The 25,828-nt window shown below is 69.0% G+C and carries 21 protein-coding genes; 9 read left to right on the top strand and 12 right to left on the bottom strand.

Going from position 1 to position 25,828, the window contains the following annotated elements; translation table 11 throughout:
• Positions 1–9: 9 nt before the first annotated feature.
• On the top strand, positions 10–507 hold the full coding sequence (locus ACP4E5_RS01815) for a hypothetical protein (protein WP_425824883.1): 498 nt from the start codon (positions 10–12) through the stop codon (positions 505–507).
• Here the strand turns inward: ACP4E5_RS01815 and ACP4E5_RS01820 are convergent.
• The 5 genes from ACP4E5_RS01820 to ACP4E5_RS01840 form a co-directional block, all read right to left on the bottom strand.
• Positions 449–1,213 carry an IS5 family transposase gene (locus ACP4E5_RS01820; protein WP_425824884.1) on the bottom strand — a complete coding sequence of 255 codons (765 nt, stop codon included), beginning with the start codon at positions 1,211–1,213 and terminating at the stop codon, positions 449–451. The genes ACP4E5_RS01815 and ACP4E5_RS01820 overlap by 59 nt on opposite strands.
• 522 nt (positions 1,214–1,735) lie before the next feature.
• Positions 1,736–2,500, bottom strand: a complete 765-nt coding sequence (locus ACP4E5_RS01825) for a metal-dependent hydrolase (RefSeq protein ID WP_425824885.1) — start codon at positions 2,498–2,500, stop codon at positions 1,736–1,738.
• 31 nt (positions 2,501–2,531) lie between these two features.
• Positions 2,532–3,989 carry a peptidoglycan D,D-transpeptidase FtsI family protein gene (locus ACP4E5_RS01830; protein ID WP_425824886.1) on the bottom strand — a complete coding sequence of 486 codons (1,458 nt, stop codon included), beginning with the start codon at positions 3,987–3,989 and terminating at the stop codon, positions 2,532–2,534.
• A gap of 85 nt (positions 3,990–4,074) precedes the next feature.
• Positions 4,075–5,046, bottom strand: a complete 972-nt coding sequence (locus ACP4E5_RS01835) for an LCP family protein (protein WP_425824887.1) — start codon at positions 5,044–5,046, stop codon at positions 4,075–4,077.
• A gap of 254 nt (positions 5,047–5,300) precedes the next feature.
• Positions 5,301–5,840: an RDD family protein gene (locus ACP4E5_RS01840; protein ID WP_425824888.1), complete on the bottom strand. Its 540-nt coding sequence runs from the start codon at positions 5,838–5,840 to the stop codon at positions 5,301–5,303.
• Positions 5,841–6,079: 239 nt separating this feature from the next.
• On the opposite strand from ACP4E5_RS01840, the gene ACP4E5_RS01845 reads away from it, so the two are divergent.
• A complete protein-coding gene (locus ACP4E5_RS01845; protein ID WP_425824889.1) occupies positions 6,080–6,784 on the top strand; it encodes a hypothetical protein in 705 nt (234 codons plus the stop codon).
• Between the two features lie 10 nt (positions 6,785–6,794).
• On the opposite strand, the gene ACP4E5_RS01850 is transcribed toward ACP4E5_RS01845, so the two are convergent.
• On the bottom strand, positions 6,795–8,531 hold the full coding sequence (locus ACP4E5_RS01850; RefSeq protein ID WP_425824890.1) for a hypothetical protein: 1,737 nt from the start codon (positions 8,529–8,531) through the stop codon (positions 6,795–6,797).
• A gap of 121 nt (positions 8,532–8,652) precedes the next feature.
• Here ACP4E5_RS01850 and ftsH point away from each other — a divergent pair, with 121 nt between their 5' ends.
• The 3 genes from ftsH to ACP4E5_RS01865 all read left to right on the top strand — a co-directional run bounded on the left by ftsH (position 8,653) and on the right by ACP4E5_RS01865 (position 12,424).
• Complete coding sequence (gene ftsH, locus ACP4E5_RS01855) at positions 8,653–10,575, top strand: ATP-dependent zinc metalloprotease FtsH (RefSeq protein ID WP_425824891.1); 1,923 nt, start codon at positions 8,653–8,655, stop codon at positions 10,573–10,575.
• Positions 10,572–11,981, top strand: a complete 1,410-nt coding sequence (gene tnpB / locus ACP4E5_RS01860) for an IS607 family element RNA-guided endonuclease TnpB (RefSeq protein ID WP_425824952.1) — start codon at positions 10,572–10,574, stop codon at positions 11,979–11,981. The genes ftsH and tnpB overlap by 4 nt, the downstream gene beginning before the upstream one ends.
• A 74-nt stretch (positions 11,982–12,055) precedes the next feature.
• On the top strand, positions 12,056–12,424 hold the full coding sequence (locus tag ACP4E5_RS01865; RefSeq protein ID WP_425824892.1) for an alpha/beta hydrolase: 369 nt from the start codon (positions 12,056–12,058) through the stop codon (positions 12,422–12,424).
• Here ACP4E5_RS01865 and ACP4E5_RS01870 read toward each other — a convergent pair.
• Together ACP4E5_RS01870 and ACP4E5_RS01875 are read right to left on the bottom strand one after the other, a co-directional pair.
• On the bottom strand, positions 12,391–13,896 hold the full coding sequence (locus ACP4E5_RS01870; RefSeq protein ID WP_425824893.1) for an MFS transporter: 1,506 nt from the start codon (positions 13,894–13,896) through the stop codon (positions 12,391–12,393). The genes ACP4E5_RS01865 and ACP4E5_RS01870 overlap by 34 nt on opposite strands.
• A gap of 252 nt (positions 13,897–14,148) precedes the next feature.
• The gene (locus ACP4E5_RS01875; RefSeq protein ID WP_425824894.1) at positions 14,149–14,733 is read right to left on the bottom strand and encodes an FKBP-type peptidyl-prolyl cis-trans isomerase; all 585 of its coding nucleotides are present in this window, start codon (positions 14,731–14,733) and stop codon (positions 14,149–14,151) included.
• Between the two features lie 144 nt (positions 14,734–14,877).
• Here ACP4E5_RS01875 and ACP4E5_RS01880 point away from each other — a divergent pair, with 144 nt between their 5' ends.
• On the top strand, positions 14,878–16,449 hold the full coding sequence (locus tag ACP4E5_RS01880) for a Na+/H+ antiporter (RefSeq protein ID WP_425824895.1): 1,572 nt from the start codon (positions 14,878–14,880) through the stop codon (positions 16,447–16,449).
• A 160-nt stretch (positions 16,450–16,609) separates the two neighbouring features.
• Entirely contained in the window at positions 16,610–16,849 is a 240-nt protein-coding gene (locus ACP4E5_RS01885) for a hypothetical protein (RefSeq protein ID WP_425824896.1), read from the top strand.
• Position 16,850: 1 nt separating this feature from the next.
• On the opposite strand, the gene ACP4E5_RS01890 is transcribed toward ACP4E5_RS01885, so the two are convergent.
• Positions 16,851–19,172, bottom strand: coding sequence for a transglycosylase domain-containing protein (locus tag ACP4E5_RS01890; protein WP_425824897.1), 2,322 nt, complete (start codon positions 19,170–19,172; stop codon positions 16,851–16,853).
• A gap of 220 nt (positions 19,173–19,392) precedes the next feature.
• Here ACP4E5_RS01890 and ACP4E5_RS01895 point away from each other — a divergent pair, with 220 nt between their 5' ends.
• Entirely contained in the window at positions 19,393–20,757 is a 1,365-nt protein-coding gene (locus ACP4E5_RS01895; protein WP_425824898.1) for a dolichyl-phosphate-mannose--protein mannosyltransferase, read from the top strand.
• Between the two features lie 124 nt (positions 20,758–20,881).
• On the opposite strand, the gene ACP4E5_RS01900 is transcribed toward ACP4E5_RS01895, so the two are convergent.
• The 3 genes from ACP4E5_RS01900 to nicT all read right to left on the bottom strand — a co-directional run bounded on the left by ACP4E5_RS01900 (position 20,882) and on the right by nicT (position 23,987).
• Positions 20,882–21,094, bottom strand: a complete 213-nt coding sequence (locus ACP4E5_RS01900) for a hypothetical protein (RefSeq protein ID WP_425824899.1) — start codon at positions 21,092–21,094, stop codon at positions 20,882–20,884.
• Positions 21,095–21,146: 52 nt separating this feature from the next.
• A complete protein-coding gene (locus ACP4E5_RS01905) occupies positions 21,147–22,274 on the bottom strand; it encodes an inorganic phosphate transporter (protein ID WP_425824900.1) in 1,128 nt (375 codons plus the stop codon).
• Between the two features lie 594 nt (positions 22,275–22,868).
• The gene (gene nicT, locus ACP4E5_RS01910; protein WP_425824901.1) at positions 22,869–23,987 is read right to left on the bottom strand and encodes a Nickel transporter NicT; all 1,119 of its coding nucleotides are present in this window, start codon (positions 23,985–23,987) and stop codon (positions 22,869–22,871) included.
• Positions 23,988–24,389: 402 nt separating this feature from the next.
• Between nicT and ACP4E5_RS01915 the strand changes: the two genes are divergently transcribed.
• Complete coding sequence (locus tag ACP4E5_RS01915) at positions 24,390–25,796, top strand: APC family permease (protein ID WP_425824902.1); 1,407 nt, start codon at positions 24,390–24,392, stop codon at positions 25,794–25,796.
• The last annotated feature ends 32 nt before the right edge of the window (positions 25,797–25,828 follow it).

The following is a 25,828-nucleotide window of genomic DNA, read 5'->3' on the forward strand; positions in this document are numbered from 1 at the left end:
GCTCAGCGGGTGGAAGTACTGCGGGCCGAGGCGGACCGGGTGCTGGCCGCGTTGCGGGAAGCGGAACTCGACTGGGAGCGGTTCGTCGTCTCCCGGGAGACTGTCGTCGAGGTTCTCGCCGACCCGGACGGTGTGGTGGAGGCGGACCCGCCGGCGTCCGGGGATCCTGAACCGTCGCCGTCGCCGTCGCCGTCGCCGTCGCCGTCGCCGTCGCCGTCGCCGTCGCCGTCGGGTGCGGTGCCGGGTTCGGTGGTGCCCGCGTGGTGCGAAGGGCTCAAGGTGTCGGCGCTGTCGCCGGAGTATCAGCGGATGTTGGCGGTCCTGACCGCTTCCGCGTCGGCGTTGACCTGCAAGGACTTGGCTGCGGGGCTCGGGGTGCAGCCGGTGGCGGCGAAGCTGGAGGGAGTGCGGTCCAAGGCGAACCGGCTGGTGCGCAGGGGCTGGCTGGTCAAGGAGCCGTCGGGGCGGTTCGCGCTCGCCGCGGGCCCGCGAGGCGGCGGATCATGAGCATCGTCATCGACCACTGGATCATCGCCTCGCTGGAGTCGGGCCTGCGTTCGTAGTCGCGGGCGAGGCGGCGTGAGCGAAGCAGCCAGGCGAAAGATCGTTCCACGCACCAGCGGCGCGGGAGGACGGCGAAACCCTTGAGGTCGTCGGTGCGCTTGACCACCGTGACGACCAGGTGCAGGACGGCCAGGGCCCAGGTGATCAGGGTGCCGGTGTAGCCGCCGTCGGCCCAGAGCTTCGTGACCGTGGGGAAACGGCCGGTCAGAGCGGGCAACATGTCGGTGGCCGCCTGCCGGTCGGTGACATCACCCGCACTCACATGGATCATCAACAGCAGGCCGAGTGTGTCGCAGATCAGGTGCCGGCGCCTGCCGTTGATCTTCTTGCCGCCGTCGTAGCCCCGGCTGCCGGAGCCGACCACCGCGTCAGCCTTGACGGACTGCGAGTCGATGACCGCCGCGCTCGGCTCCGGCTCCCGGCCGGCCGCGATCCGGACCCTGCCGCGCAACCGGTCGTGGAGCTCGGCAATCAGCCCGCGCTCCCGCCAGCGGCGGAAGAAGGCGTAAACCCGGTCCCAGGCAGGGAAATCGGCCGGCACCGCCCGCCACTTGATGCCGCCGTCGACCACGTAGAACACGGCGTCCAGCATGATCCGGTGGCAGTAGCCCTCCGGGCGTCCGCCCCGGCCCTCCAGCCACCCCGGCACCGGCAGCAGCGGCCGGATCTCCCTGCCACTGGGCGTCCGTCAGGTCCGTGTCGTAGGCCCGGGCCCTGTCGGGCTGGTCGGCCGCGTTCCCGAACCGATGAGCGAGGCAATCGCACGACATGGCCGACGAGTTGAGCTCATCGGGCTCGACCGCGTACAACAGAGTCATCAGGGCCTCCTGGCGCGTTCGTTGTCTCAGCAACTCCGAACTGCACCAGAGGCCCTGTGTTCATGCGCGGCCACGGCAGAATCACCCAGCCCACCAGCCACTTTCGATCACACCGCACTCAAGATCGATAGGACTACAGTCTCTGACGCGGGAGGCGGCGGGGGAGTCCTTGCCGAGGGTGAAGCCGTGGACGAGGAGTCCCCAGTCGCGTACCTCGCCCTCCGGCAGGCCGATCGTGCCGGCCAGCTCGGGGTCGACGACGCTGCGGAATCGTATGTGTGCTGACATGGGGTGAAGGCCTCCAACGGCCTTGATGCTCAAGCCGGTTCAGGGAGACCACGCAGGGCAGCACGTTAGTGATGAAACGGGGATGTGAGTGCGCACCAGGTGGCGACCGGGGTGAGTACTGCGCAGAGCGGCACGACGACTTTGGTCTCGACCGGGCCGTCGGTGGTGATGCGCAGCGGGCCCGGCAGGCACAGGTGCCACCAGCGGCGGCCCCGTAGCGGCAGCGGCCAGAAGGCCGGGATGCCGTGGTCGGTGACCACGTCGCCGAGCAGGTGCACCACACAGCCGGCCGTGACCGACCAGGCCACCAGTGGGGGCGGGACCGCCTGTGGTGCCCAGCGCAGCACCGCCCAGACCGCGAGTGCGGCGGCGATGGCGGTGATCCAGGTGCCTGCCTTGTGTGCGCGGTGGCCGGCCAGGCCATAGGCCGCGAGTGTCCAGCACAGGAAGAGGGTGACCAACGCTGCCGCGTTTCCCCAGGCCGTGATCGCCGCCCAGGTGCCGTAACCGGTCGCCGCGGCGGTGAACAGCGTGTGTGTCAGGGTGCGGTGGGCGCCCGCGTCCGGCGGGTCCAGCGGCCCCCGGAGGAGCTTGTAGGCGACCTTGCTCAACCACTCGGTGCACCGCGCCAGGAAGCCGGTGAACGGGCCCAGTGCATGGGCTGCCGTAGAGCCCGGGTGGTCCAGGTCCGGGAGCAGCGCGGCACCCGCGCAGGTCACCGCGGCCGCCGCCAGGTGCGCGGCGCCGATGTCGTATCCGTACACGCGATGGGCGACGGCCGCCACCGTGGTGGTGACGGCCGCGCCCATCGCGGCGTGGGTGGTTCCCATCATGATTTTTGTCGGTTCTTCCCGCTCGGCATCAGCTGTTGCCGAGCGCGGCCTCCATCATCGCCTTGGCGACCGGGCCGGCCTGGCCGCCGCCGGACACCTCGTCACGCGAGGCGTTGGAGTCGGCGACGACGACCGCGACCGCGACGTCGTTGCCGGAGCTGTCCTCGGCGTAACCGGTGATCCAGGCGTAGGGCTTGTTGGAGTTGTCGACGCCGTTTTGGGCGGTGCCGGTCTTGCCGCCGACCGTGAGGCCGTCGATCGCCATCGTCGAGGCTGTGCCGTCGGTGACGGTCGCGATCATGGCCTGCTGCATCTGTTCGGCGACGGATGAGGAGACCGGCTCGGAGTAGGTGGTGGGGCTGGTCTGTTCGGCCGTTTCTCCGCCGGAGTCGGTGATCTTGTCGACCATGTACGGCTGCATCAGCGTGCCGCCATTGGCGACGGCTGCGGAGACCATGGCCATTTCGAGGGGGGTCGCGGTGACGTCGAACTGGCCGATGCCGGTCTGGGCGACCTCGTCGGGGGACATTCCCGTCGGGTAAGTGGACTTCGCTGCCCGTGTCGGTACGTCCAGGCTGTCGTCGTCGAAGCCGAACTTGTCGGCCATCTCCTTGAGGTTCTTCTGCCCGATCTCGACCGCGAGCGGTGCGAAGACGGTGTTGCAGGAGTACTCCAGGGCCACTTCGAGGCTGGCGCCGGAGCACGGGTCTGCCTGGTTCTCGTTGGTGAGGACCGTGGTGGTGCCCGGCAGCGTGTAGGTGTCGGGGTAGTTGGTCGGCGCGGTGATGCTGTCCACGTAGCCGCCTTCCAGCGCGGCCGCGGTCACCACCAGCTTGAACGTCGAACCCGGTGGGTAGGTCTGTCGCAGCGCCCGGTTGAGCATCGGCGGATCGTCGTCGTCCTGGAGCTTGTTCCAGGCTTCCTGGTCGCTGGAGGTGTCGCCGGAGATTTTCGAGGGGTCGTACGACGGGGTCGAGGCCATTGCCTTGATCGCCCCGGTCTGCGGGTCGATCGCGACGGCCGCGCCGACGTCGTCGCCGAGCGCCTTGTACGCGGCCTGCTGCACGTCCGGGTCGATGGTGGTGTACACATCGCCCGGTTTGGCCTGGTTGCCGTTGAGGGTGGAGCCGACGGTGGCCAGCATGGGGTCCTCGCCGTCGAGGACGTCCTGGTAGATGCCCTCCAGCTGGGTGGCACCGTAGACCTGGGAGTTGTAGCCGGTCACCGGGGCGTACAGTGCGCCGTCGGTGTAGGTCCGCTTGTACTGCATGTCGCCGGACGACTCCTCGGCGGAACCGGTGATCGGCTGGCCGTCCACCATGATGTTGCCGAGCTGCTGGTCGTACTGGGTGATCGCGACCCGCCGGTTGGCACTGTTGTCGTCCAGTGCCTGGGCCTGGTAGCCCTGCACCCAGGTCAGCCGGGCCAGTAGGGCCAGCACCAGGATGATGCAGAACGACGACACCAGGCGTAGTGACTTGTTCATGCGGCTTGCTCCTCCTTCCTTGTTTCCTTGGGATGTGGGGGATTTGGGCTTTCCGGTTGGCTTGTGTCTTCGGCGGGTGCGGTCGTCAGCCGCCGTCCGAAGAGGTCACGGTGATCGGCTGATCGTTCTGGATCTCGCCGAAGAGTGTCTGGGACGCGTCGGAGTCCCACAGGACCGCCGATCCGGCGTTGGTCTCGTAGTCCTGGTTCGAGATCGGAACGGTCAGGACGGTGCCGCTGCTGTCACCCGCCTTCAGCAGGTTCTTGGCCATCTTGAAGATCGAGAACATTGAGGTGTTGTCGTCGACGGTGACCGAGTTGAGGCCTGCGCTCAGCAGCGGGTAGAGATTGAAGGGGTTCAGGACTGTGGACCAGGACGTCATCTCGCTGGTCATGGCGTTGATGAACTGCTGTTGGTCCTGGATGCGTGAGAGGTCGGAGTCGGGCAGCGAGTAGCGGGTTCGGACGAATGCCAGGGACTGTTCGCCGTTCAGGGTCTGGCAGCCGGCGTTCAGGTCGGCGCCCGATTTTTCGTCCTGGACCGGCTCGGACAGGCACATGTCGACGCCGCCGAGGGCGTTCACCACGTTCACCAGGCCCGCGAACCCGACCTCCATGTAGTGGTCGATGTGGATGTTGGTGTTCAACTCCACGGTCTGGAGCAGGAGTTGGGGGCCGCCCTCGGTGCGTGCGGTGTTGATCTTGTTCTGGTTCTCGGGGTGCGTGGTGCCGTCGGAGTCGGTGTAGGCGGGGATGGTGACCCAGGAGTCGCGGGGGATCGACATCAGGGCCGGGCCGTCGTCGCCCTCGTGCAGGATCATGATCGAGTCGGCGCGGCTGCCCTCGGCGGAGGAGGCGGAGCCGGTGTGGTACTGCTGCTTCTGCTCGGAGGTCAGGCCTTCTCGGCTGTCGGTGCCGGCCAGCAGCCAGTTGGTGCCATGACCGGCGGCCGGCTCACCCGACCAGGAGGTGATCGCGTCGGTGCGCTGTAGCTGGTTGTCGGCCCACAGGAGGGTGCCGCCGGTCGTGATCAGCAGCAGGCAGAGCGCGATGATCACGCCGCGTTTGATCCGCTTTCGCCAGTCGGCCGGCGGCCGATTCGCGAACCGGTGGGGCCTGTCCGGCCGGCGCGGGTTGTGTTGGGTCCTGCGCCGGTCCTGTTCGTCCCGGCGTGCTTGTTGGCGGCGGGGGGACAGGTGGGAGGGGAGCGGGGGTTCGCCGGGGTGGTGGGGGGCTCGCGGGCGGGCGTGGGCGCCGGTGAGTGCCCTCGGGCTGCCGGGGCCGGAGGGCTGGGGGAGTGGGAGTGCTCCGCTCACGGCCGCCGGACGACCACCGTCTTGGCGGCCTTGTCGTGCGGGCACTGGTAGCCCGGGCGGTCCCAGAGCAGCCAGATGGAGTCGAACAGCAGCCAGAACGGGACGACGGAGGGGACGAAGCGGGTTGCCCAGCGGGCCGTGGAGCGCCAGAAGCCGGGTGTTTCGGCGGGCTGGTCGCGCTGTACGACCTGCACCCTGAAGGAGAGTTTGCCGAGGGTGGCGCCGTAGCGCCACACCATCAGCGGCTCGTAGGCGGCAGTGATCAGCCCGATCACGACGTACGCCACTCCCAGCGCCGAACCGTGCAGGAACGCCCCGAAGGTCAGCGCCGCGGTCATGCCGAAGAGCAGGATGGCCAGCCAGTCCAGAAGCCGCGCGCCGAGCCGCACGGCCGGGGCGGCGAGGACCCGGTATCCGGGACCGGATGCGGGCCGCTCAGCGTCTGCGGCGTCCGGCGGCAGCAGTGTGACCTGCGGTGCATCGGCCGCATCGGGTTTCTGTGGCGGTGCCGTGCCGTTCTTGTCGAAGCTGAGCATCTCCCCATCCCACAGGGGTGCGGGGTGGAGGGGTGGGTGCCGATGCGGCCGGGATTGTGGCCACAAGTACCGGGAGGTGTCGCCGAAAGGGCCGTGCTGGAGGGCGGCGCCTTCCAGCACCGTCCCAGTGCGGCCTTTTGGCACGGTTTGTCGTGTTTCGATGGAGAGGAAGACTCCTCCATCGCGCGGACCCGCCACAGCACGTCGCGGGTCCGCCGCCGCACGAGAGGCATGGCCCTATGACGGACCCACGCCCGGACGCCACCGGCGCGCCGGAGCCCGACACCGACCCGACCACTCGGATACCGCCCGTCCCCGACCAGACCATGCGGATACCGCCTGTCCCGGACGGCCCACCGCTCATCCCGGACGGCCCACCACCGGTCCTGCCGGCCGGGCATCCCGGATCGGACCAGAGCGCCGACGTGTCCCCGGCCCCGGCCCGGGGCCGGCGCCGGATCGCGCGGTCCGGCGTCATGCTGACGCTGGTCGCGGTGCTCACGGTGGGTGCGGGCTACGTGGTGCACGAGGTCAGAGTGGCCAAGGCGTCCTCCACTTCACAGTCCAGCCCAGGCGTCCTTTTCCCGGGCGACGGCTCGGACGGCGGAATCGGCTCCGGTTCGTACATCTCCAAGCTGGCCTCCGCACCGGCGCACAGCGTGTCCACCGTCAAGGACACGACCACGGGGCAGTGGGTGACTCAAGCCACCCAGCGCGGCACCGTCACCGCCGTCAGCGGCCACTCGATCACAGTGAAGAGCGGCGACGGCACCACCTGGACCTGGGACATCTCGGATGCCGAGGAGTACGGCAACACCGATCTGCAGAAGGGCGACATGGTCTGGGTGCGCGGCACCTCCGACAGCACCTCCGACTCCGGGAACATGGCCTACTCGGCCACCGACATCGTCGCTCTGGACGGTGACACCACGGCGCCGCGATAGCCGCTCCGCGTCAATTCCGGGGCCGGCGGGCCGCGGCGCCTGCGGTGAGGAGCAGCATGGCCAGGCCGAGGAGGAGCGGGAGCAGCGCGTGCTGCGCATGCGCGACGAGGCGTCCGCCCCCGAGCGCGGCAAGTCCCACGGCGGCCAGGGCGGCGCAGATGAGAGAGACGGTGCGCTGCCCTGTGCGCGCCTCGTCGGCCTGCGCGTCTTCGTCGGCCTGCGCGTTCTCGCCGTTCTCGCTGGTCTCGGGTGCGGGCCGGTCGTGCGCGGACAGGGCGGGGCCGACGTCGCCGTCGGGACGGTCCGCGGGCACGATCCGGATGGCGTCCATCTGAAGGGTGTCGCCTTCCTGTACGGCTTCCTGTACGGCGTCGCTACTTTGCCGGGCGTCGCCACCCGTGTCCCGCCACATGTCGCCGGCGATCCGCGGCAGCGGCCGGTCGGGCCCCGGCAGATAGGGGCTCGCTTTGCGGGTGACCTTCGGGATGGACAGCGTGAGCAGGTCGGCGTTGCGCTGGCTACGGCTGATCAGCCGCTCCATGTACGACAGGGCGGCCTCGGCGACGACCACGGTCGAGGCGGGGGCGGGCGACGTCCCGAGCCGCCCGGCGGTGGCCGTCGGGACGAGGGCGACGGTGGTGCCGGGGTGTTCAGCGTTGCTGGTGAGGCGGGCGCCGTGCAGCAGGGCGCGGGTGGCGGCGGTCAGACAGAGCTCGTCGGAGGGGGCGGTGAGATGGAGCATCACGTCCTCGAGTTCCCTGCCGCAGGCGACGGTGTCCTCGCCGGCCGGGGACAGCTCGGCGACGGAGAGGAGTTCGGCGAACTCGGCGAGTTTGCGCGGGAGTTCGGCCGACAGAGTGCCAGCGTCGACCTCGCGGTGCGTTCCCTCGCTCAGCACCTCGCGCAGGAGCCGGGCCGTCTCCCGGTCCCGCCAGTCGCGCAGCCAGGTGGCGTGGGTCCGGTGCAGGGTGGTTCTGGTGAAGGAGGCGGCGGTGGCCAGTTCGGCGAGTTCCTTGGCGCCGTTGCCGTTGAGAGGACCCCCGGCGAGCAGCTCCCCCAGGCGTTCGCGGTAACGGGCCGCGGACTCTTCGTCGGTGGCGGGCCGGTCGGAGAACGGGAGTTGCTCGGCCAGCGACCACAGCCAGCCGTGGCTGCCCCGGCGCAGCCGGGCGATGCGCGGCCGCCAGGTGGCGGGCTGGGCCGGAGGCTCGCCGAGTTCGAGCGGTTCGGGCAGACGGCCGCGGGCGAGGCGGGGGGTGAGCGCCGTGTACAAGCTCGTGGTCAGCCGGGCGGACTGCAGCGGGGTGGGGCGGGCCGGGACGCCGCCCGGCTTCCGGGTGCCCTGCTCCTGCGGGGAGCTCTCCGGTCGCAGCTGCCGGGTCAGTTCCGCCACGTCGGAGCCGTCGGCAAGGGTGAGTTCACGGGCCAGGGCCGGTATGCGCAGCAGGCGCTCCTCCACGGCCCGCTCGTCCAGGAACAGCAGATCGGCCAGGGCGGGGGCGAGCCGCTTGTCGTCCGTGCCGAGCAGCACCGCGCCGTTGAGCAGCGCCGCCAGGTCCGGGAGGATCGCGGACTGCGCTCCTGGCGCGTCGGCGAGCTGCGTGGACAGCTCCTCCCGCACGGTCCCGTCCGGACGGATCCGGACCGCCGCGATCTCCCTTACCGCGTGGGCCGTCCCGACGCCGACGGTGACCGCGACCGCGACGAGGTCGGGCTCGCGGTCCGGGCTCCTAGGAATGGGAGACATAGGGAGAATCCTCGCATACAAGATCAAATGAAAGTTTATCTCGCCCTCTATTAATTAAGGGGCGAATAAAGATTTCTCGCGTGATTTCGGTATATATCAACTGCATCTCTAGGATGCAGGAATGAGCACTCCCGCCCCACCCAGGCAGAACCCGGACCGGCCCTGGCGATCGGAGGGCACCCCGCCCCCTCCGCCGGACCGCAAGCCGGGCCGCAAGATGCCCGGCTGGCGGCCGGTGGTCGTGACCCTGTTGGTGACATTCTTGATCACCCGGCTGCTGTTGTCGTTCCTCGACAACGGGACGAGCGTCTCGTACACCGAGTTCACCCAGCAGGCCCACGCCAACAACATCTCCAAGCTCTACGTCCAGGGCGACGAGATCCAGGGCGAGTTGAAGAAGTCCGCCGATGTGCCGGACGCCCACGGCAAATACAAGGACTTCACCACCCAGCGCCCCTCGTTCGCCGACGACAATGTGTGGCAGACGCTGGAGAAGAACAACGTCACGATCACCGCGACACCGGTGCTCACCCACCGCTCGTTCCTCACCTCGCTGCTCATCTCGCTCCTCCCGATGCTGCTCATCGTCGGCATCTGGCTCTACGCCGCCAAACGAATGGGAGCCATGGGCGGCGGCACCGGACCCGGCGGACTCGGAGGGAAGAAGGGGCCCAAACCGGTGCAGCCGGAACAGGACGGCAAGCGCACCACCTTCGAGGACGTGGCCGGCATCGACGAGGTGCAGGCCGAGCTCAGCGAGGTCGTCGACTTCCTCAAACGGCCCGGCGCCTACCGCGTGATGGGTGCACGGATGCCGCGCGGCGTGCTCCTTGCCGGCCCGCCCGGCACCGGCAAGACGCTGCTGGCGCGCGCCGTCGCGGGCGAGGCCGGCGTCCCCTTCTTCTCCGCCTCGTCCTCCGAGTTCATCGAGATGATCGTCGGCGTCGGCGCCTCGCGTGTACGCGAGCTGTTCGCCGAGGCCCGCAAGGTCGCACCCGCCATCATCTTCATCGACGAGATCGACACCATCGGCCGGCAACGCGGCGGAGGATCGCTGTCCGGGCACGACGAGCGTGAACAGACGCTCAACCAGATCCTCACCGAGATGGACGGCTTCTCCGGCTCGGAGGGTGTCGTGGTGATCGCGGCGACCAACCGGGCGGACGTGCTGGACGCCGCGCTCACCCGGCCCGGCCGGTTCGACCGCACCGTACAGGTCGCCACCCCCGACCGGACCGGCCGCCAGGCCATCCTGGGGATCCACACACGCAACATCCCGCTCGACACCACAGTCGACTTGGAACAGCTCGCCAAGACCACACCGGGAATGTCCGGCGCCGAACTGGCCAACCTGGCCAACGAGGCCGCCCTGCTCGCGGTGAAGCGCCAGCAGAAAACCGTCACCGGCACCGACTTCTCCGACGCCCTGGAAAAGGTGCAACTCGGCGCGATCCGCCCGCTGATCATGCCGGAAGAGGAACGCCGTCGCACCGCCTACCACGAGGGCGGCCACGCACTGCTCGGAATGCTGCAGCCGGGCGCCGACCCGGTCCGCAAGATCACCATCGTGCCGCGCGGCCGAGCGCTCGGCGTCACCCTCTCCACCCCCGACACCGACCGCTACGCGTACACCAAGGAGTACCTGCGCGGCCGCATCATCGGCGCGCTGGGCGGCATGGCCGCCGAGGAGACCGTCTTCAACGAGATCACCACCGGCGCCGAGAACGACCTCGAGCAGGTCACCAACATCACCCGCGGCATGGTCGGCCGCTGGGGCATGAGCCCCCGCATCGGCCGGCTCACCGCACTCTCCAACGACGGCCAGTCCCCCTACGGCCTGACCGCCGCGCCCGCGACCCTGGACGCGGTCGACGCCGAGATGCGCCGCATCGTTGACGACGCGTACACCGAGGCATGCCGACTCCTCGTCGAGCACCGCCCACAGCTCGACGCACTCGCCAAGGCGCTCCTGGAGAACGAGACGCTGGAGGAAGCCGAGGCGTACCGGGTGGCCGGCATAGCCCGCACAAAGAAGGACGACTGAGCACGTACCCGAATGCCGCCCAGGAGCGGATGTTGCGGTCGCACTGCGGTGCGGTGCTGGCCGCCTACAACTGGGCAGTGGGCTGGGTCGAGGCGTCGTGGTGGCAGCGCAAGGCTGAAGAGTCGTACGGCATGGGTGAGGAACAGTTGACGCCGTGGCGGTTGTGGTCGCTGCCCGCGCTGCGCAAGGCGTTCAACGCCGCGAAGCACACCGACCCGCACTTCGCCGCCTGGTGGCAGGACAATTCCAAGGAGGCATATAACACCGGGCTCGCGAGCGCCGCTGCCGCGTTCGACACCTATGCGAAGTCCAGGCGCGGACAGCGCAAGGGCAAGCGAGTTGGTATGCCGCGTTTCAAGTCGAAGCGGACGGCGCGCCTGTCCTGCCGGTTCACGACCGGCGTGATGCGCGTGGAGGCCGACGGCCGGCATGTGACGCTGCCCCGGCTCGGCACGGTCCGTGTCCACGAGCCCACCGGCAAGCTTCTCGACCGCCTGCGGGCCGGGACGGCCCGGATCCTGTCGGCGACCGTCCGGTGTGAGCGGGGCTGCTGGCTGGTGTCTTTCCAGTGCGAGGTGAAGCGCGACCTGGTGCGCGTGGCCCGGCCCGAGGCGGCGGTCGGGATCGACCTCGGGGTGAAGACCCTCGCGGTGATGACAGACAGCACCGGCGAGGTCCGCGAGGTGCCCAACCCGAACCACTACGACCGGGCACGCAAGCAGTTGCGCTGTACTTCGCGGATCGTGTCCCGCCGCCAGGGCCCCGACCGGCGCACCGGGCAGAAGCCATCCTGCAGGTGGGAGAAGGCCAACGCCCAGCAGAACAAGGTCCACCACCGGGTGGCGCACCTGCGCGAGGACGCCCTGCACAAGTTCACCACTGCCGTGGCCGCCGAGTACGGCACCGTAGTGGTCGAGGACCTCAACGTCACCGGGATGCTCACAAACCGGCGCCTGGCCCGCCAGATCGCGGATGCCGGATTCGCCGAGATCCGCCGCCAGTTCGGCTACAAGACCTGCCAGCGCCACGGCACCCGCCTCGTGGCTGCGAGCCGCTGGTACCCCTCCTCCAAGACCTGTTCCGGCTGGGGCGCGGTGAAAGCCAAACTGCCGCTGCACATCCGGACCTTCGAGTGCGAGGCCTGCCCCCTGGTCCTCGACCGGGACGCGAATGCCGCACGCAACCTCGCCGCCCTCGCGGCAGCCTGTATCACTGGTACCGGAGTGGCCGGAGACCAGGACACCACCATGGTGGTGCCGAAACCTCGTGGAGCCGACCACAAGACCCGCACCACCCGCCGTGACCACAAGGCCACGCCGGGGCGGGCAGGTGGCGCAGTCCCCGCACCACGCGGGAAGGAAACGAGAGACCGTCCTCAGGACACCGAAGCGCTCACGCTTTGGTGACACCGTCACGAACCAATCCGTCAGAAACGTCGGAATTACTGATAGCCGCTGAGACTTTCAGTAACGGCGCACGAATGGTTCACCCGGCGGGCGCCGGCGGGCGGACTCTCGTCCTCAAGCGTGCCTTCGTCGAGGACGTCCGCCGTGCGCAACTGCACGACCGGATCCGCTCGCTGCGCCGGCCGCTGCTGGTGATGCACTCTCCCACCGACAACACCGTCGGCATCGGCAACACCGATCAGATCTTCCGTGAGGCACGGCATCCGCAGAGCTTCGTCGCACTCGAGGAGGCGACCACCTGCTGCCCGCACGCGGTCAGGCCCAGCGCGCCGCTCGCATTCTCAGCGCCTGGGCCGACCAGTACCTCCACAAGAAATGAAGCGGACGTGAGGTGCGTGGGGACGGGCCGTCAGCCCATCGATTCGGGCACGCGCTTCTGCTGAACGGGCTCTGCCGTACGCGTCTCGGGCACGGGACGGTGGTTGACGAAGACGAACGCCACCACCGCGGCCAGCACCATCAGCGCCGCGGCCCAGGCACTGGCCACCACGTAGCCGTGCACGATGCCGTCCACCTGCGCGGTGGGCGAGGCGGGATGCGAGAGAAGATAGTCAGCGGTCGCCGAGGCGGCGATGGTATTGAGCAGCGCGGTGCCGATCGAACCGCCCACCTGCTGCGCGGTGTTCACACTGGCCGAGGCTGCACCCGAATCCTGCGGAGCGACCCCCGAGGTGGCCAGGGACATGGCCGGCATGAAGGTGCATCCCAGGCCGAGGCCGAGCAGTACTTCCACGGGCGCGACCAGCGCCCAGTACGAACTGGTCGGCGTCATCTGAGTGAGCAGCGCCATGCCCGAGGCAGCGACCAGCAGGCCGGGCACCATCAGGGCGCGGGCCGGTACCTTCACCATCAGCCGAGCCGCGATCTGTGTGGAGGAGATGATCATTGCGGCCGTCATCGGCAGGAAGGCGAAGCCGGTCTCCATCGGCGAGTATCCCTTGATGACCTGAAGGTAGAAGGTCAGGAAGAGGAAGAGGCCGAACATGCCGATGACCGCGATGCCCAGGGAAAGCACCACGCCACCGCGGTTGCGGTCCATGATCAGGTGCAGTGGGAAGAGCGGGTTCGCGGTCTTCGACTCGACCAGCGTGAAGATGGCGAGCAGGGCCGCGCCGCCGATGAGCAGGGTCAGGACGAGTCCGTCCGACCAGCCGCGTGTTCCGGCCTCGCTGCAGCCGTAGACGATGGCGAACAGGCCTGCTGAGCCGAGGAGTACGCCGGGTATGTCGAAGCTGGTGGTGTCCCGCGTGGAGTTGCCGTTGATCAGGCGGGATGCGGCGAATGCGGCGGCGATGGCGATCGGTACGTTGACGAAGAGGCACCAGCGCCAGTCCAGGTACTCGGTGAGCACACCGCCCGCGATCAGGCCGATGGCGCTGCCGCCGCCGGCGATCGCGCCGAACACGCCGAATGCCTTGGCGCGTTCGGCGGTGTCGGTGAAGGTGGTGGCCAGCAGTGACAGTGCCGCGGGGGCGAGCATCGCGCCGAAGACACCCTGCAGCGCGCGTGCCGCGAACAGTGTCCCTTGCTCGGGGGCGAAGCCGCCGAGCGCGGAGGCGGCGGCGAAGCCGAGCAGTCCGACGATGAAGATGTTCTTGCGGCCGAAGCGGTCGCCGAGCCGGCCGCCGAGCAGCAGCAGGCTGCCGAAGGCCAGGGTGTAGGCGGTGATCACCCACTGGCGGTTGGCGTCCGACATGCCGAGGTCGGCCTGGGCCGATGGCAGGGCGATGTTCACGATCGTGGCGTCGAGGACGATCATCAGCTGGGCGGTGGCGATGACCGCCAGTGCCCACCAGCGGCGGGGGTCGGGCTGGATTGTGGCGCCGGGCGCGGCACCGGCGGACTGCGAGCTCACGTGGTTCCGATCTTCTTGGTACGCGGATTGAGCGGTGGGGCGTCGCGGGTCGCGCGGCCCAACTGCTCAATCCTGCCGGGATCCGGCTACAGGAGATGTCAACCAAGGTCTTCTGCGTGTAGACCGAAGTCTCGTCCCGGCCGCGTCCGTGGCTGCCCGGGGCCCGCCCCCAGCGCATGGGTTCGGGGCAGACTCATGCGGTGGGGGCGGCGAGTTCGGGGGGGCTGGGAAGGCTGGCCTGGGCTGGTGTGTCTATCCGGCCTTCGCGGAGTCGATGTCGATGACGAAGATCAGGGTGGAGTTGGCGGGGATGCCGGACTGTACCGCGGCGCCGTAGCCGAGGGAGGGCGGGATGGAGACCTCGAGGCGGCTACCTTGCTTCTGGCCCTTGAGGGCCTGGTCCCAGCCCTTGATGACCTGTCCCTCGCCGAGGATGAAGGTGAACTTCTGGTCTCGGTCGTAGGAGTTGTCGAAGGGCTTGGTGGAGTCCCAGGTCTGGCCGAGGTAGTCGACGGAGACCGACATGCCGTCCTTGAGAGTGGTGCCGTCGCCCTGGCTGATCACCTCGGTCTTCAGGGAGGTGGGCGCGGTGCCCTTGCCCTTGGCCAGTGTCGGCTTCTCGCCGTACTGGGTGCCCGCGGTGATGGAGGGCAGGCCGCCCTTGCTGATCGTGTTCGACGAGGTCGGCGCGAACAGTACGAAGGCGAGTACCGCCACCGCGATCAGGCCGGCCGTCAGCGCGTACCAGCGCTTCCTGCGCCACCAGGGCCGTGTGGCCCGGGTCTTGGTAGAGGTGTCCGAGCGGGTGGTCATCGTGGGGGTCTCTCGCATCGTCATGGGGGGCCAGTGCCGGGCTCCGGCGTTCAGCATTCGTCGGCCAAATCGTAACCTCGGAAGGGGCAAAACAGGCATTGCGCCTTTAGCCGGTCATAATATGACCGTTTGGTCCGGGGGGCATTCGGTGCGGAGAAGGAGTACGAGATGGGTGGCATCACCACCGTCGTCCTGCTGGTGATGCTGGGCACCGCGGTGGCCACCGGGGCGCGGCACTGGTCGGTGCCGGCGCCCTCACTCCTTGTGGTGGCCGGTGTGCTGGTCGGTCTGGTTCCCTTCGTGCCCGACCTGCACGTGCCGCCGGAGCTGATCAGCACCGTCGTCCTTCCGCCGCTGCTGTACGCCTCGGCCACCGAGATCCCCTGGCGGGAACTGCGGCGGATGTGGCGGCCGGTCACCGTGCTGGTGCTCGGCCTGGTGCTGATGACCGCGTTCGCGATCGGCGCGGTGGCGGTGTGGCTGACGCCGATGGGCGCGGCGACGGCCTTCGTGCTCGGTGCGGTGCTCGCCTCCACCGACCCCGTCGCGGTGACCGCGCTCGGCCGCAAACTGCCGCTGCCGCCGCGGGTGCAGATCCTGGTCCAGTCGGAGTCCCTGTTCAACGACGCCTCGTCGCTTGTCCTGTTCAAGGTGGCGATCGGCATGGCGGTGGCGGGCGGTGCGGTCTCGCTGCCCGCCGCGGGCGGCGAGTTCCTGCTGCTGGCCGGGGGCGGAGCGGCCGTGGGCGCGGCGGTCGCGGGCGTGGTCGCCCTGCTGCGGTCGCGTACCGAGGACCCGGTCCTGGAGACGGTGATCGCGCTGGTCACTCCGTACGCGTCCTATGTGGTCGGCGAGCAGTTGCACACCTCGGGCGTGACGGCGGTGGTGGTCTGCGGGGTGATGCTCGGCTCGCTGGGGCACCGGCTCACCTCGCCCAGGATCCGGCTTCAGGTGCACGCGGTCTACGACATCGTGGTCTTCATTTTGGAATCCGCCGTCTTCGCGGTCATCGGCCTCGAACTCCCCTCGCTCGTGGCCGGGTTGAAGGCGGACGAGGGCGGCTGGTGGTGGCAGGCCCTGGTGCTCGCGGCGGTCGCGGTCGCGGCCCGCATGCTCTGGGTCTTCCCCCTGTCGGCGGCGATGCAGAAGCGCCGCGGCGCCACCACGCTGTCCTGGCGGGTCCCGGCGGTGATGGCCTGGGCGGGCACCCGTGGCGTGATGCCGCTGGCCGCTGCTCTGTCCATCCCGTACGTGACGGACGACGGTTCGCCCCTGCCCTACCGTGAGCTGGTCCTGGTCCTGACGACCGCCGTGGTGGTGATCACTCTGGTGGGCCAGGGCTTCACGCTCGGCACGGTGGTGCGGCGCTCGGGCATCGCACTGGAGCCGGCCGACACCGCGAAGGAGGAGGCCGAGGCGCTGGCCCTGATCAGCATGGCCGGCCTGGCTCGGCTGCGCGAGACGACCGGCGTCGGTCCGCAGGACTCGGCCGACGACGACGAGGTCGTGGTCGAGCAGATCCGCCGGGCCCTCGAAGCCCGCCTCGCCCACGCCGAGTCCGGACCGGACGCCCCCACGGGTCCCACCCCCCTGGACCGCTATCGCACCCTGCGCCGTGACGTGCTGGCCGCCGAGACCGCCGAACTCCAGCACCTGTACGTCACCGGCAAGGTCCCTGACGCGGTGCGCCAGCGGATCCTTCACGCGCTGGACCTCGAGGAGGCCACGCTCGGTGCGTGAGCGGCACACGGCCGCTTAGTGACGTCCTTTCAACTCCCTGTGGGTTTCTCATGAATTCTTAGGGAGCCGTTGATGATCTTCCCAGCACTCCTGGATGGAATGGGATATGTACGAACAATTCAGATATGACGACTCGTCATCCAGAAAGAGACGAACCACAATGAAGACCCTGACACGAAACCTCCGCCGGGCCCGCTACCTGCTCGCGGGTGCCGCCTGCGCCGCCGTCATGACCGTCGGCCTCCCGGCGACCGCACAGACCTCGGGCCCCGAAATACCGGTGGCGGGCCCGGCGGCCGAGGCGCCGCTGCAGGCGGCCGCCGACCACCAGGCGGTCACGGACCCGGCCGTCGAGGCGGTCACCGAAACCGCAGCGAAGAGCAAGACGCAGCGCTCGTGAGTCAGGCCGCAGGGCTCTGCTCACCCTCCCCCGGCGAGGCGGTCCCGGCCTCGGAAGGCAACGGGCTCGCACCGTCCCTGCCCGTCGTGGGCGTGCCCTTGCCGTCGGATTCCGCCTTCTGGCCGGAGTTCTTCGTCCCGGAGTCCTTTCGCGGCGTCTCCTGGCCGGAGGAGTCCCCACTCTTCGACGGCGAGCCGCCGACCGGGTCACCGTCGCCGCCGCTTCCGCCGCTTCCGCCGCTCGAGACGGGCGTTGACGGGGACGGTGTGGGCGACGGCTGGGTGCTGCCGGTGCCGGACGCCGCCGTCGTCTGCCCGTCCGGCCAGTACGCGGACTGCGTCGGGCCGGAGTCGAACTGCCGGACCGGCGTGCCGTTCAGGGCCGCCGCGGTGTATGCGGTCCAGATCTGCGCCGGGTAGCCGCCGCCGTTGACCCGGTCGTTGCCGCCGAGCCCGTCCAGCGAGACCTGCGCCCCGGTCGAGGGATCCTCGCCGAACGCCCCGACGGCGGTGACCAGTTGGGGAGTGTGGGCGATGAAGAGGGCCGACTTGTCGTCGTCGGAGGTACCGGTCTTGCCGGCCACCGGACGGCCGAGTTTCTGGGCCTCCGAGCCCGTGCCGCCCTCACCGCTCACCACACCCTGCAGCACGGAGTTGACCGTGTCCGCCGTCTCCTTGCTGATCGCCTGCTTCGCCGTGTGGTCCGGCAGCTCGACCTTCTGTCCGTCATGGCTGACCGACTTCACGATCCACGGCGTGATCTGCTGACCCTCGTTCGCGAAGGTGGCGTACACCCCGGCCATGTCCATCAGACTGGGTGTCGACACACCGAGCGCGACCGACGGCTGGGCGTCCAGGCCTGGTGTGTCGGACGGCAGCCCCAGCTTCTGCGCCATGTCGACCACGTTCTGCAGCCCGGCGTCCTGCGCCATTTGCGCATAGACCGCGTTGACCGACCAGTCCATGGCCTGTTGCACGGTGACGTCGCCGTAGTCCTTGTCGTCCTCGTTCGGCGGGGCATAGGCCGTGCCGGTCCCCCCCTTCACCGGGGTACCGGAGTCTCCGCCGTACACAGTGTCCGGCGTGATCTTCCGCCCGTCCTGAGTCGTCGCCCCCTCCTCGAGCGCGGCGGCGAGCACGATCGGCTTGAACGTCGAACCGACCTGATAGTCCTGCCGGGTGGCGTTGTCGACGTAGTGGGTGTCGTAGTCCGCGCCGCCGTACAGCGCCACGACCTCCCCGGTCTGCGGATCGACCGACACCGCCCCGGTCTGCATCTCCTCGGCACCCGCCCCGCTGTTCTCGACCGACGCCTCCAACTCCTTCTCACTGATCGGGTCGACGGTCAGCTCGATGGTGTACCCGCCCTGGTCGAGCTGCGCCTGGGTGAGCGTGCCGCTGTCGACGAGGGACCGCTCGGCGGCGGTCACCAGATACCCGGACTGCCCGCTCATCCCGTCCGACGCCTGGGGCGGCAGCGGCTCGGGGAAGGTCATCCCCGCCCGCTCCGACTGGCTCAGATTCCCCATGTCGACCATGCCGTCCAGAACGTAGTCCCAGCGGTCGATCGCGGCCTGCCGCTGGTCGGGGGTGTCCGTGGAGACGTCGTACACGCCGGGCGCATTGAGCAGCGCCGCCAGGTAGGCCGACTGGGCCACGTCCAGCTGTGCGGCATCGATGCCGTAGTACGCCTGCGCGGCGGCCTGGATACCGTAGGCTCCACGCCCGTAGTAGGCGGTGTTCAGATATCCGTCCAGGATCTGGTCCTTGGACTCGGCGATGTCCAGCTTCACCGAGATGAACATCTCCTTGAATTTCCGCGACAGCGTCTGCTGCTGCGTGAGGTAGTAGTTCTTCACGTACTGCTGGGTGATGGTGGACCCACCCTGGATTCCCTTTCCACCGAGCGTGTCGACGGCCGCCCTGGTGATCCCCTTGAGGTTGATCGCACCCTCGGAGTAGAAACTCTGGTCCTCGGCGGCGAGCGCCGCCTGCTGAGCCGCCTCGGATATCTCACTCAACGGTACGGATTCACGGTTGGTTTCACCGGTCTTCGTCAACTTCGAACCGTCGGCGTACTCGAAGACACTGGCCTGCGCGGTCGCCTCCGCATTCGGGTCCGGGACACCCACGAGCACGAATCCGAGCGCGAACACCACCGCCCCGCTCGTGACGATCCCGAGAAACGCGCCGAGCACCATCCGCCAGGTCGGGAAGATCCGCCGCCAGCCGCGCCGCTTGCGCGCGCCGGGCTTCCTCGCCCGCCGCGGCCGCCCTCCCGCGCCGGCGCCCCGTCCCCCGGCCTGCCGTGTCCGGCTACTCATCCGCTCCCACTCCCGACCCCGGTCCGTTTCCGGGTCCGGATCAACTGGTGACTACGCTTCGCAATGACGACTCATGCAGTCCCGGCATTGTGCAGCAAGAACCCTCCTGACGAATCGGCGAATTGACGACGTGTTTATCCACTTCCGTACTGCGACCCTGCGCGCGTACGCCTTCCTGGTTCGTGTGATGGGGCGTCACGGAAGCTGGCTGGCCCCACTTTTGATCACTTTCTTCGCGGGAATCCTGCGCTTCTGGGACCTCTCCCACCCGGACGTGTTCACCTTCGACGAGACGTACTACGCCAAGGATTCCTGGTCGATGGTCCACCAGGGAACCGAGACCGTCTGGCCCGATGACGCTAATTCGCAGATCCTGGCCGGGAACATCCCTATGGGAACCAGCGGCGAATTCATCGCCCACCCCCCGCTCGGCAAATGGATCATCGGCCTGGGCGAGCTCGTCTTCGGCATGAACCCGCTCGGCTGGCGGGTGATGACGGCACTCTTCGGCACCGCCGCGATCTTCCTGCTCGCCCGGATCGGCACCCGCCTGTTCGGCTCGCTCTGGCTCGGTTGCACCGCCGCGCTCCTGATGGCCTGCGACGGCCTGGAGCTGGTGATGAGCCGCACCGGCCTGCTCGACATCTTCGTGATGTTCTTCGCGCTGGCCGCCTTCGGCTGCCTGCTCGTCGACCGCGACCGCGTCCGGGAACGGGACACCGGGCGCCCGTACTCGAGATGGCGCTGGTGGCGGCTGGCCGCGGGCGCACTGCTCGGCTGCTGCTGCGCGGTGAAGTGGAACGGGTGGGACTTCCTGGCCGCCTTCGGCCTGCTCACCGTCTGCTGGGACATCGCCAACCACCGCCGCCTCGGCTCGCGCCACCCCTACCGCGCGATGCTCCGACGCGACGCGCTGCCCGCCTTCGCCTCGCTGGTCCTGGTCGCCTGCGCGGTGTACGTGCTGACCTGGGCCGGCTGGTTCCTCTCCGACAACGGCTACGACCGCCACTCCGAGCCCACCGCGATCGGCTCCTGGTTCCACTACCAGTTCCAGATATGGGACTTCGACACCACGCTCACCGCTCCGCACCCCTACCAGTCCAACCCCTGGTCCTGGCTGGTCATGGGCCGCCCCGTCTGCTTCTTCTGGCAGAAGGACCCGGACGGATCGGTGCACGAGATCCTCGCTCTCGGCACCCCGCTGCTGTGGTGGGCCGCATGCCTGTCCCTCGCCTACGCCCTGTACCGGTGGTTCTTCCGCCGGGACTGGCGCTTCGGAGCCGTCCTGTGCGCAGTGGCGGCCGGCTTTGTGCCGTGGCTCCAGTGGCAGGAACGGACGACGTTCTCGTACTACATGGTCGTCATCAGCCCGTTCCTGTGCCTGGGGGTAACGGGGATGCTGGGGGCGATCATCGCGGGGAGAGACGGGGCGAGCAGACGACGGCGGAGGATAGGGACCGTGGCGGCGGGGGTAGTCGTGATCGCGGTCTTCTGCTGCTTCTGCTACTTCCTGCCGCTGTACGTGGGGGCAGCGGTTCCGTATGACACCTGGCACCAGCACATGTGGTGGCCTACCTGGATCTGAGAGGACGTCCCGCTTGGAGAAGCGATAGTTCATGGTTTGCGGTTAATTAGGCGAACCGGGAGGATCGATCCAACGCCGGTGAAGACGGGGCGAGTAGGCGTGGACCTGGCCGCAGCGGAGCCCGTCAGGACACGAGGGTGAGCGCGTACAGGGCCGCGCCGCCGCAGGCCGCGAAGCACAGATACGCGGCGCCGCGGGTCGCGGTGGCGCCGCCGCCGTGTGCCGTGCGGGCGCGGGACAGGGCGACCATGCCGGTGGTGAACAGGGCGAGCAGGATCGCGGTGATGCCGACCGCGACGAGGAAGACGAGCGCGAGGGCGGCCCAGTCGATACCCATGATGTGTCTCCTGTGTCTGGGTGAGGTGTCAGCCACCCCATGCCGTTAGATGTCAGGCGGCCTGGGCCGCGGTGGAGTTCGTGGCGTCGAGGCTGTCGGCGGTGACCTTGTCGCGGCGCGCTGCCACCCGTACGTACAGGCCGACGGCGATCGTGCCGGCCACCGCGAGCAACTGGCCCCACAGCCCCTGCTCGACGACCAGCTCGGCGACGCCGCCGACCACCGCGGCGGCGGGCAGGGTGATCAGCCAGGTCGCGGACATGGTGCGCAGCATCGGCCAGTTGACCCTGCCGCCCTTGCGGCCGAGCCCCGCGCCGGTGACGGATCCGGTGCAGACCTGGGTCGTCGAGAGGCCGAAGCCCAGGTTGGAGGAGGCGAGGATGACGGCGGCCGACGCGGTCTGGGAGGAGGCGGCCTGGGCGTCGGACAGCTCGGTGATGTCCTTGCCCATCGTCTTGATGATGCGCCAGCCACCGGAGTACGTGCCGAGCGCGAGCGCCAGGCCCGCGGCGGCGATGACCCAGGTGGGCGGCGCCGAGCCGGAGGGCAGCTGCCCCGCGGTGACCAGGGTCAGGGTGATGACGCCCATGGTCTTCTGCGCGTCGTTGGTGCCGTGCGCCAGGGAGACCAGACCGGCGGAGGCGACCTGCCCCGCGCGGTAGCCGCGCCGGTTGGTCGCCTCGTCGCCCTTCTTGGCGATCTTGTCGGTGATGCGGGTGGCGAACCAGGAGGCCGCGCCCGCCACGAACGGGGCCACGATCATCGGGACGAGGATCTTGGCGACGACCACGCCTCCGTTCACCCCGGACGTGCCGACGGCCACCAGGGTGGCGCCGATCAGACCCCCGTACAGGGCGTGCGAGGAGCTGGAGGGTATGCCCCGCAGCCAGGTGATCAGGTTCCAGCTGATCGCCCCGGTGAGCGCCGCGAGCACCACTTCCGGCTGGATGCCGGCGCTCTCGTTGATGATGCCGCCGGAGATGGTCTGCGCGACCTCGACCGAGAGGAAGGCGCCGATGAAGTTGCAGGCCGCGGAGATGCCGACGGCGGCCTTCGGGGAGAGCGCGCCGCTGGCGATCGAGGGCGCGACGGCGTTGGCCGTGTCGTGGAAGCCGTTCGTGAAGTCGAAGGCGAGCGCCATGAGCACGACCATCGTCACGAGGAACATCAGGTTGTCCATGCCGAGGAAGCTACGAATTCAAGGTGAACGAAAGGGGAATATGCGGATATTAAAGGCGTAGCCCGCGGGACCTTTGCGGACCCGTCCTCCGCCGTGTGGCCCGGCCCGCCCCGGTCGACACGGCGAACCAGCGGGACTTGAGTCCCGATGAAGTCATGACTCACGACCCGACGACAGACCGGACCGTGCACCGCCGCGAGGCTTGGAGCGCCTCGGTCTCCAGCGAGTCGTCACCCCGATATGAAGCGCGCGCCCCGCTCGGCCCCGCCCAGGAGTTTCGAGGAGGCCACGCGTTCCTCTTAGCTCCTGAGTCCCCTGTCGGTGATCTTCGCTAGGTGGGATGAACTTGCCGTGCTTTCCAGCGAGTTCGGGTGCGTTCGTGCCCGGCTGACAGGAGCGGGGCGGTTCGGTGGTCGGGAGGCGGCCGCGGTGGCGGTGGCGGTGGGCTCTCTGTTGGGGCGGTCGATTCCGCCGTTGACCGTGCGGATGGCCCGGGCGAGTAACCCGTGAGGCACAGGGGCGAACAGCCCGCGAACGTGGTCTCGCATCCGACGGCGGTGGAGCTCGGCTCGGCCGCGCACCCCGGCAACCGATTTATCCGGCGTCGGCCAATCGTGCCGACCACCGCTGCTCGACCCGCGCCAGGCGCCAGTAGGCGATCGCCGCCACCCACACGACCACGAACAGGCCCACGATCACGTACCCGACGTTGTCGAGGTCGAGACCGGCGATCCAGCCGGTGACGGCGTCGCTCAGGTCGAGCTTGTCGTGCAGGACGCCGACGAGCTCGATCGTGCCGATGAAGAACGCGACCGCGATGGACAGGCCGGTGATGGTGAGGTTGTAGAACACCTTGCGCACCGGGTTCGAGAACGCCCACTGGTAGGCGAAGTTCATGAACGTGCCGTCGAGCGTGTCGAACAGGCTCATGCCCGCGGCGAACAGCAGCGGCAGGCACAGGATCGCGTACCAGGGCAGGCCGGCGGCGGCGCCGCTGCCCGCCATCACCATCAAGGTCACCTCGGTCGCGGTGTCGAAGCCGAGCCCGAAGAGGAAGCCCAGCGGGAACATCTGCCCCGGCCGGGTGATCGACTTGGTGAAGCGGCCGAGGATCCGGTTCATGAACCCGCGGGAATCCAGGTGCTGCTCGAGCTTCCGCTCGTCGTAGGAACCCGCGCGCATCGCCTTGAAGACCTTCAGAATGCCCATCAGGGCCACGAGGTTGAGCGCGGCGATGAGGTACAGGAACGTGCCGGAGACGGTCGTGCCGACGATGCCGAGCGCCTGGTGGGTGCGGGAGTCGTCGTTCATCAGGGTGCCGGCGAGCGCCGCGCCGCCCGCGACGAGCGCCGCCATCGCGACCACCACGCTGGAGTGGCCGAGCGCGAACCAGAAGCCGACCGAGACGGGCCGCTTGCCGTCCGCCATCAGTTTGCGGGTGGTGTTGTCGATGGCCGCGATGTGGTCGGCGTCGAAGGCGTGCCGCATGCCGAGCGTGTACGCCGTGATGCCGAGGCCGATACCGAAGGCCTTGTTGCCCACTTCGTAGTGCTCGGGGACGACGAGCAGGAACAGCACGCCGAACGCGACGACGTGCAGCGCGGCGATCACCGCGATCAGGCCGGCCGTGCGCAGCGTGTCCTCGCGGCGCCAACGGAAAGCAGGGGAAGGGGAGTTCGGGGCAGGGGTCGGGGAGTTCCCGGGCAGGGTCATGCGTCGATGTCGAAGCACTCCGGATCACGCGCATGGCCCGCTCCGCCAGAGGCACCCTCGAATTGGCCGAGGTGCCCGCCCCGGGCACCTCCCCGGAACGCCGCCCGCACGGCACGTGGACTCTCGAACCGTCGGCCACACCACACGCCTGCCGCCCACTACAGGGCCGACCTGCCACAGCAGCGATGGGCTGGGTTGGACGATGGCATTCGCTTCGTCAACTTTCTGGGACGGTCACGAAACGATCCTGCTCTTTACCCTCAGAGCACACCTGCGAGGCAGAAGATCTCAGCGTCCACGCTCCACCGATGGCTTCTCGGATCCCTGGAGGCCGGACCGGCACCTGCGGTGACGCCGCCCGCTCGACCTCTGAGTGCCGCACGAGTCGATCGGAACCGCTTCATGACCGACACGCTTCGCACCGCCGCCGCCCCCTCGGCGGAGCCCCTGCCGGACACGGCACCCGAAGGTTCTCCCCAGAAGCTCAAGCGTTCCATCGGCGTCGTCGGAGGCACCCTGCTCACGCTGTCCTGCGTGACGCCCGCCTCCTCGCTCTTCGTCGTCGTCCCCGACCTGTTCGGCAGCCTCGGCACCGCCACGGCGCTCACCATCGCCGTCGGCTCACTGATCTGTATCGGCGTGGCGTTCCTCTACTCGGAACTGGGCACCCTCATCCCCAGCGCCGGCGGCGAGTACGCCATGGTCTCGACGCTCGCCGGACGCCTGGCGGGCTGGCTGGTCTTCGTCCTGTCCCTGCTGGTCGTGTTCATCGTGCCGCCGGTGATCGCCATGGGCACGGCCGACTACCTGGAGCCGCTGATCCACCTCGACCCGGCGATGACCGGCGCGGGCGTGATGCTGCTCTCCACCCTCGCGGGCCTGCTCGACCTGCGCGCCAACGCGTGGATCACCGGCATCTTCCTCGTCCTCGAGGTCATCGCGGCGGCCCTCGTCGCGATCCTCGGCTTCGCGCACGCCGAGCGCGGCATCGGCTCGCTCGGCTCGATGCAGGTCGCGGGCTCGGGCGGCCACACGGACGCGGTGACGGGCATGCTCGTCGTCTCGGGCCTCGCCATCGCCCTCTTCGTCACCCAGGGCTTCTCCACGGCCGTCTACCTCTCCGAGGAGCTGGAGAACCCGCGCAAGTCCGTGGCCCGCACCGTCCTCGCCACGCTCGCCATCTCCACCGTCGTCATCCTGATCCCCGTCGTCGCGATCACGATGGGCGCCAAGGACCTCTCGGCGCTCACCTCGGGCGACATCAGCACCATGGTCGTCGCCTGGTCGAACTCGGCGGTCGGCACGTTCGTCTCGCTCTGCGTCGCGCTCGCCATCATCAACGCGGGCATCGTCATGGTCATCCAGAACTCCCGCGTCCTGTTCGCCTCAGCCCGCGACAAGGCCTGGCCCGGCCCGGTCAACAACGCCCTGTCCCGCCTCGGCCGCTTCGGCTCCCCGTGGGTCGCGACCCTGGCCGTCGGCGTCCCCGGCGCGGCCCTCTGCTTCGTCAACCTCGACACCCTGTACGGCGTGACGGGCGTCTCCGTCACCGGCATGTACCTCCTCGTCGCGGTGGCCGCCCTGTTCGCCCGCCGCGGCACCCACAAGAACCAGCCGGCCTGGCGGATGCCGCTGTGGCCCGGCATCCCCGTGATCCTGATCGCCCTGATGATCTACATCCTGATCGAGCAGGAGGTCACGTACCTGCTGTGGACGGGCGGCATCATGGCGGTGGCGACGCTGTACTGGGCCTTTTACCTGCGGCCCCGCCAGGAGACGCGGTGGTTGGTGTCGGTGCCGACCGACTGAACAGAGGGGCCTCAGGTCCTGCTATGTGGTGC

Origin of the sequence: Streptomyces fractus (genome assembly GCF_049844455.1) — a bacterium.
Classification (GTDB): Bacteria; Actinomycetota; Actinomycetes; order Streptomycetales; family Streptomycetaceae; genus Streptomyces; species Streptomyces fractus.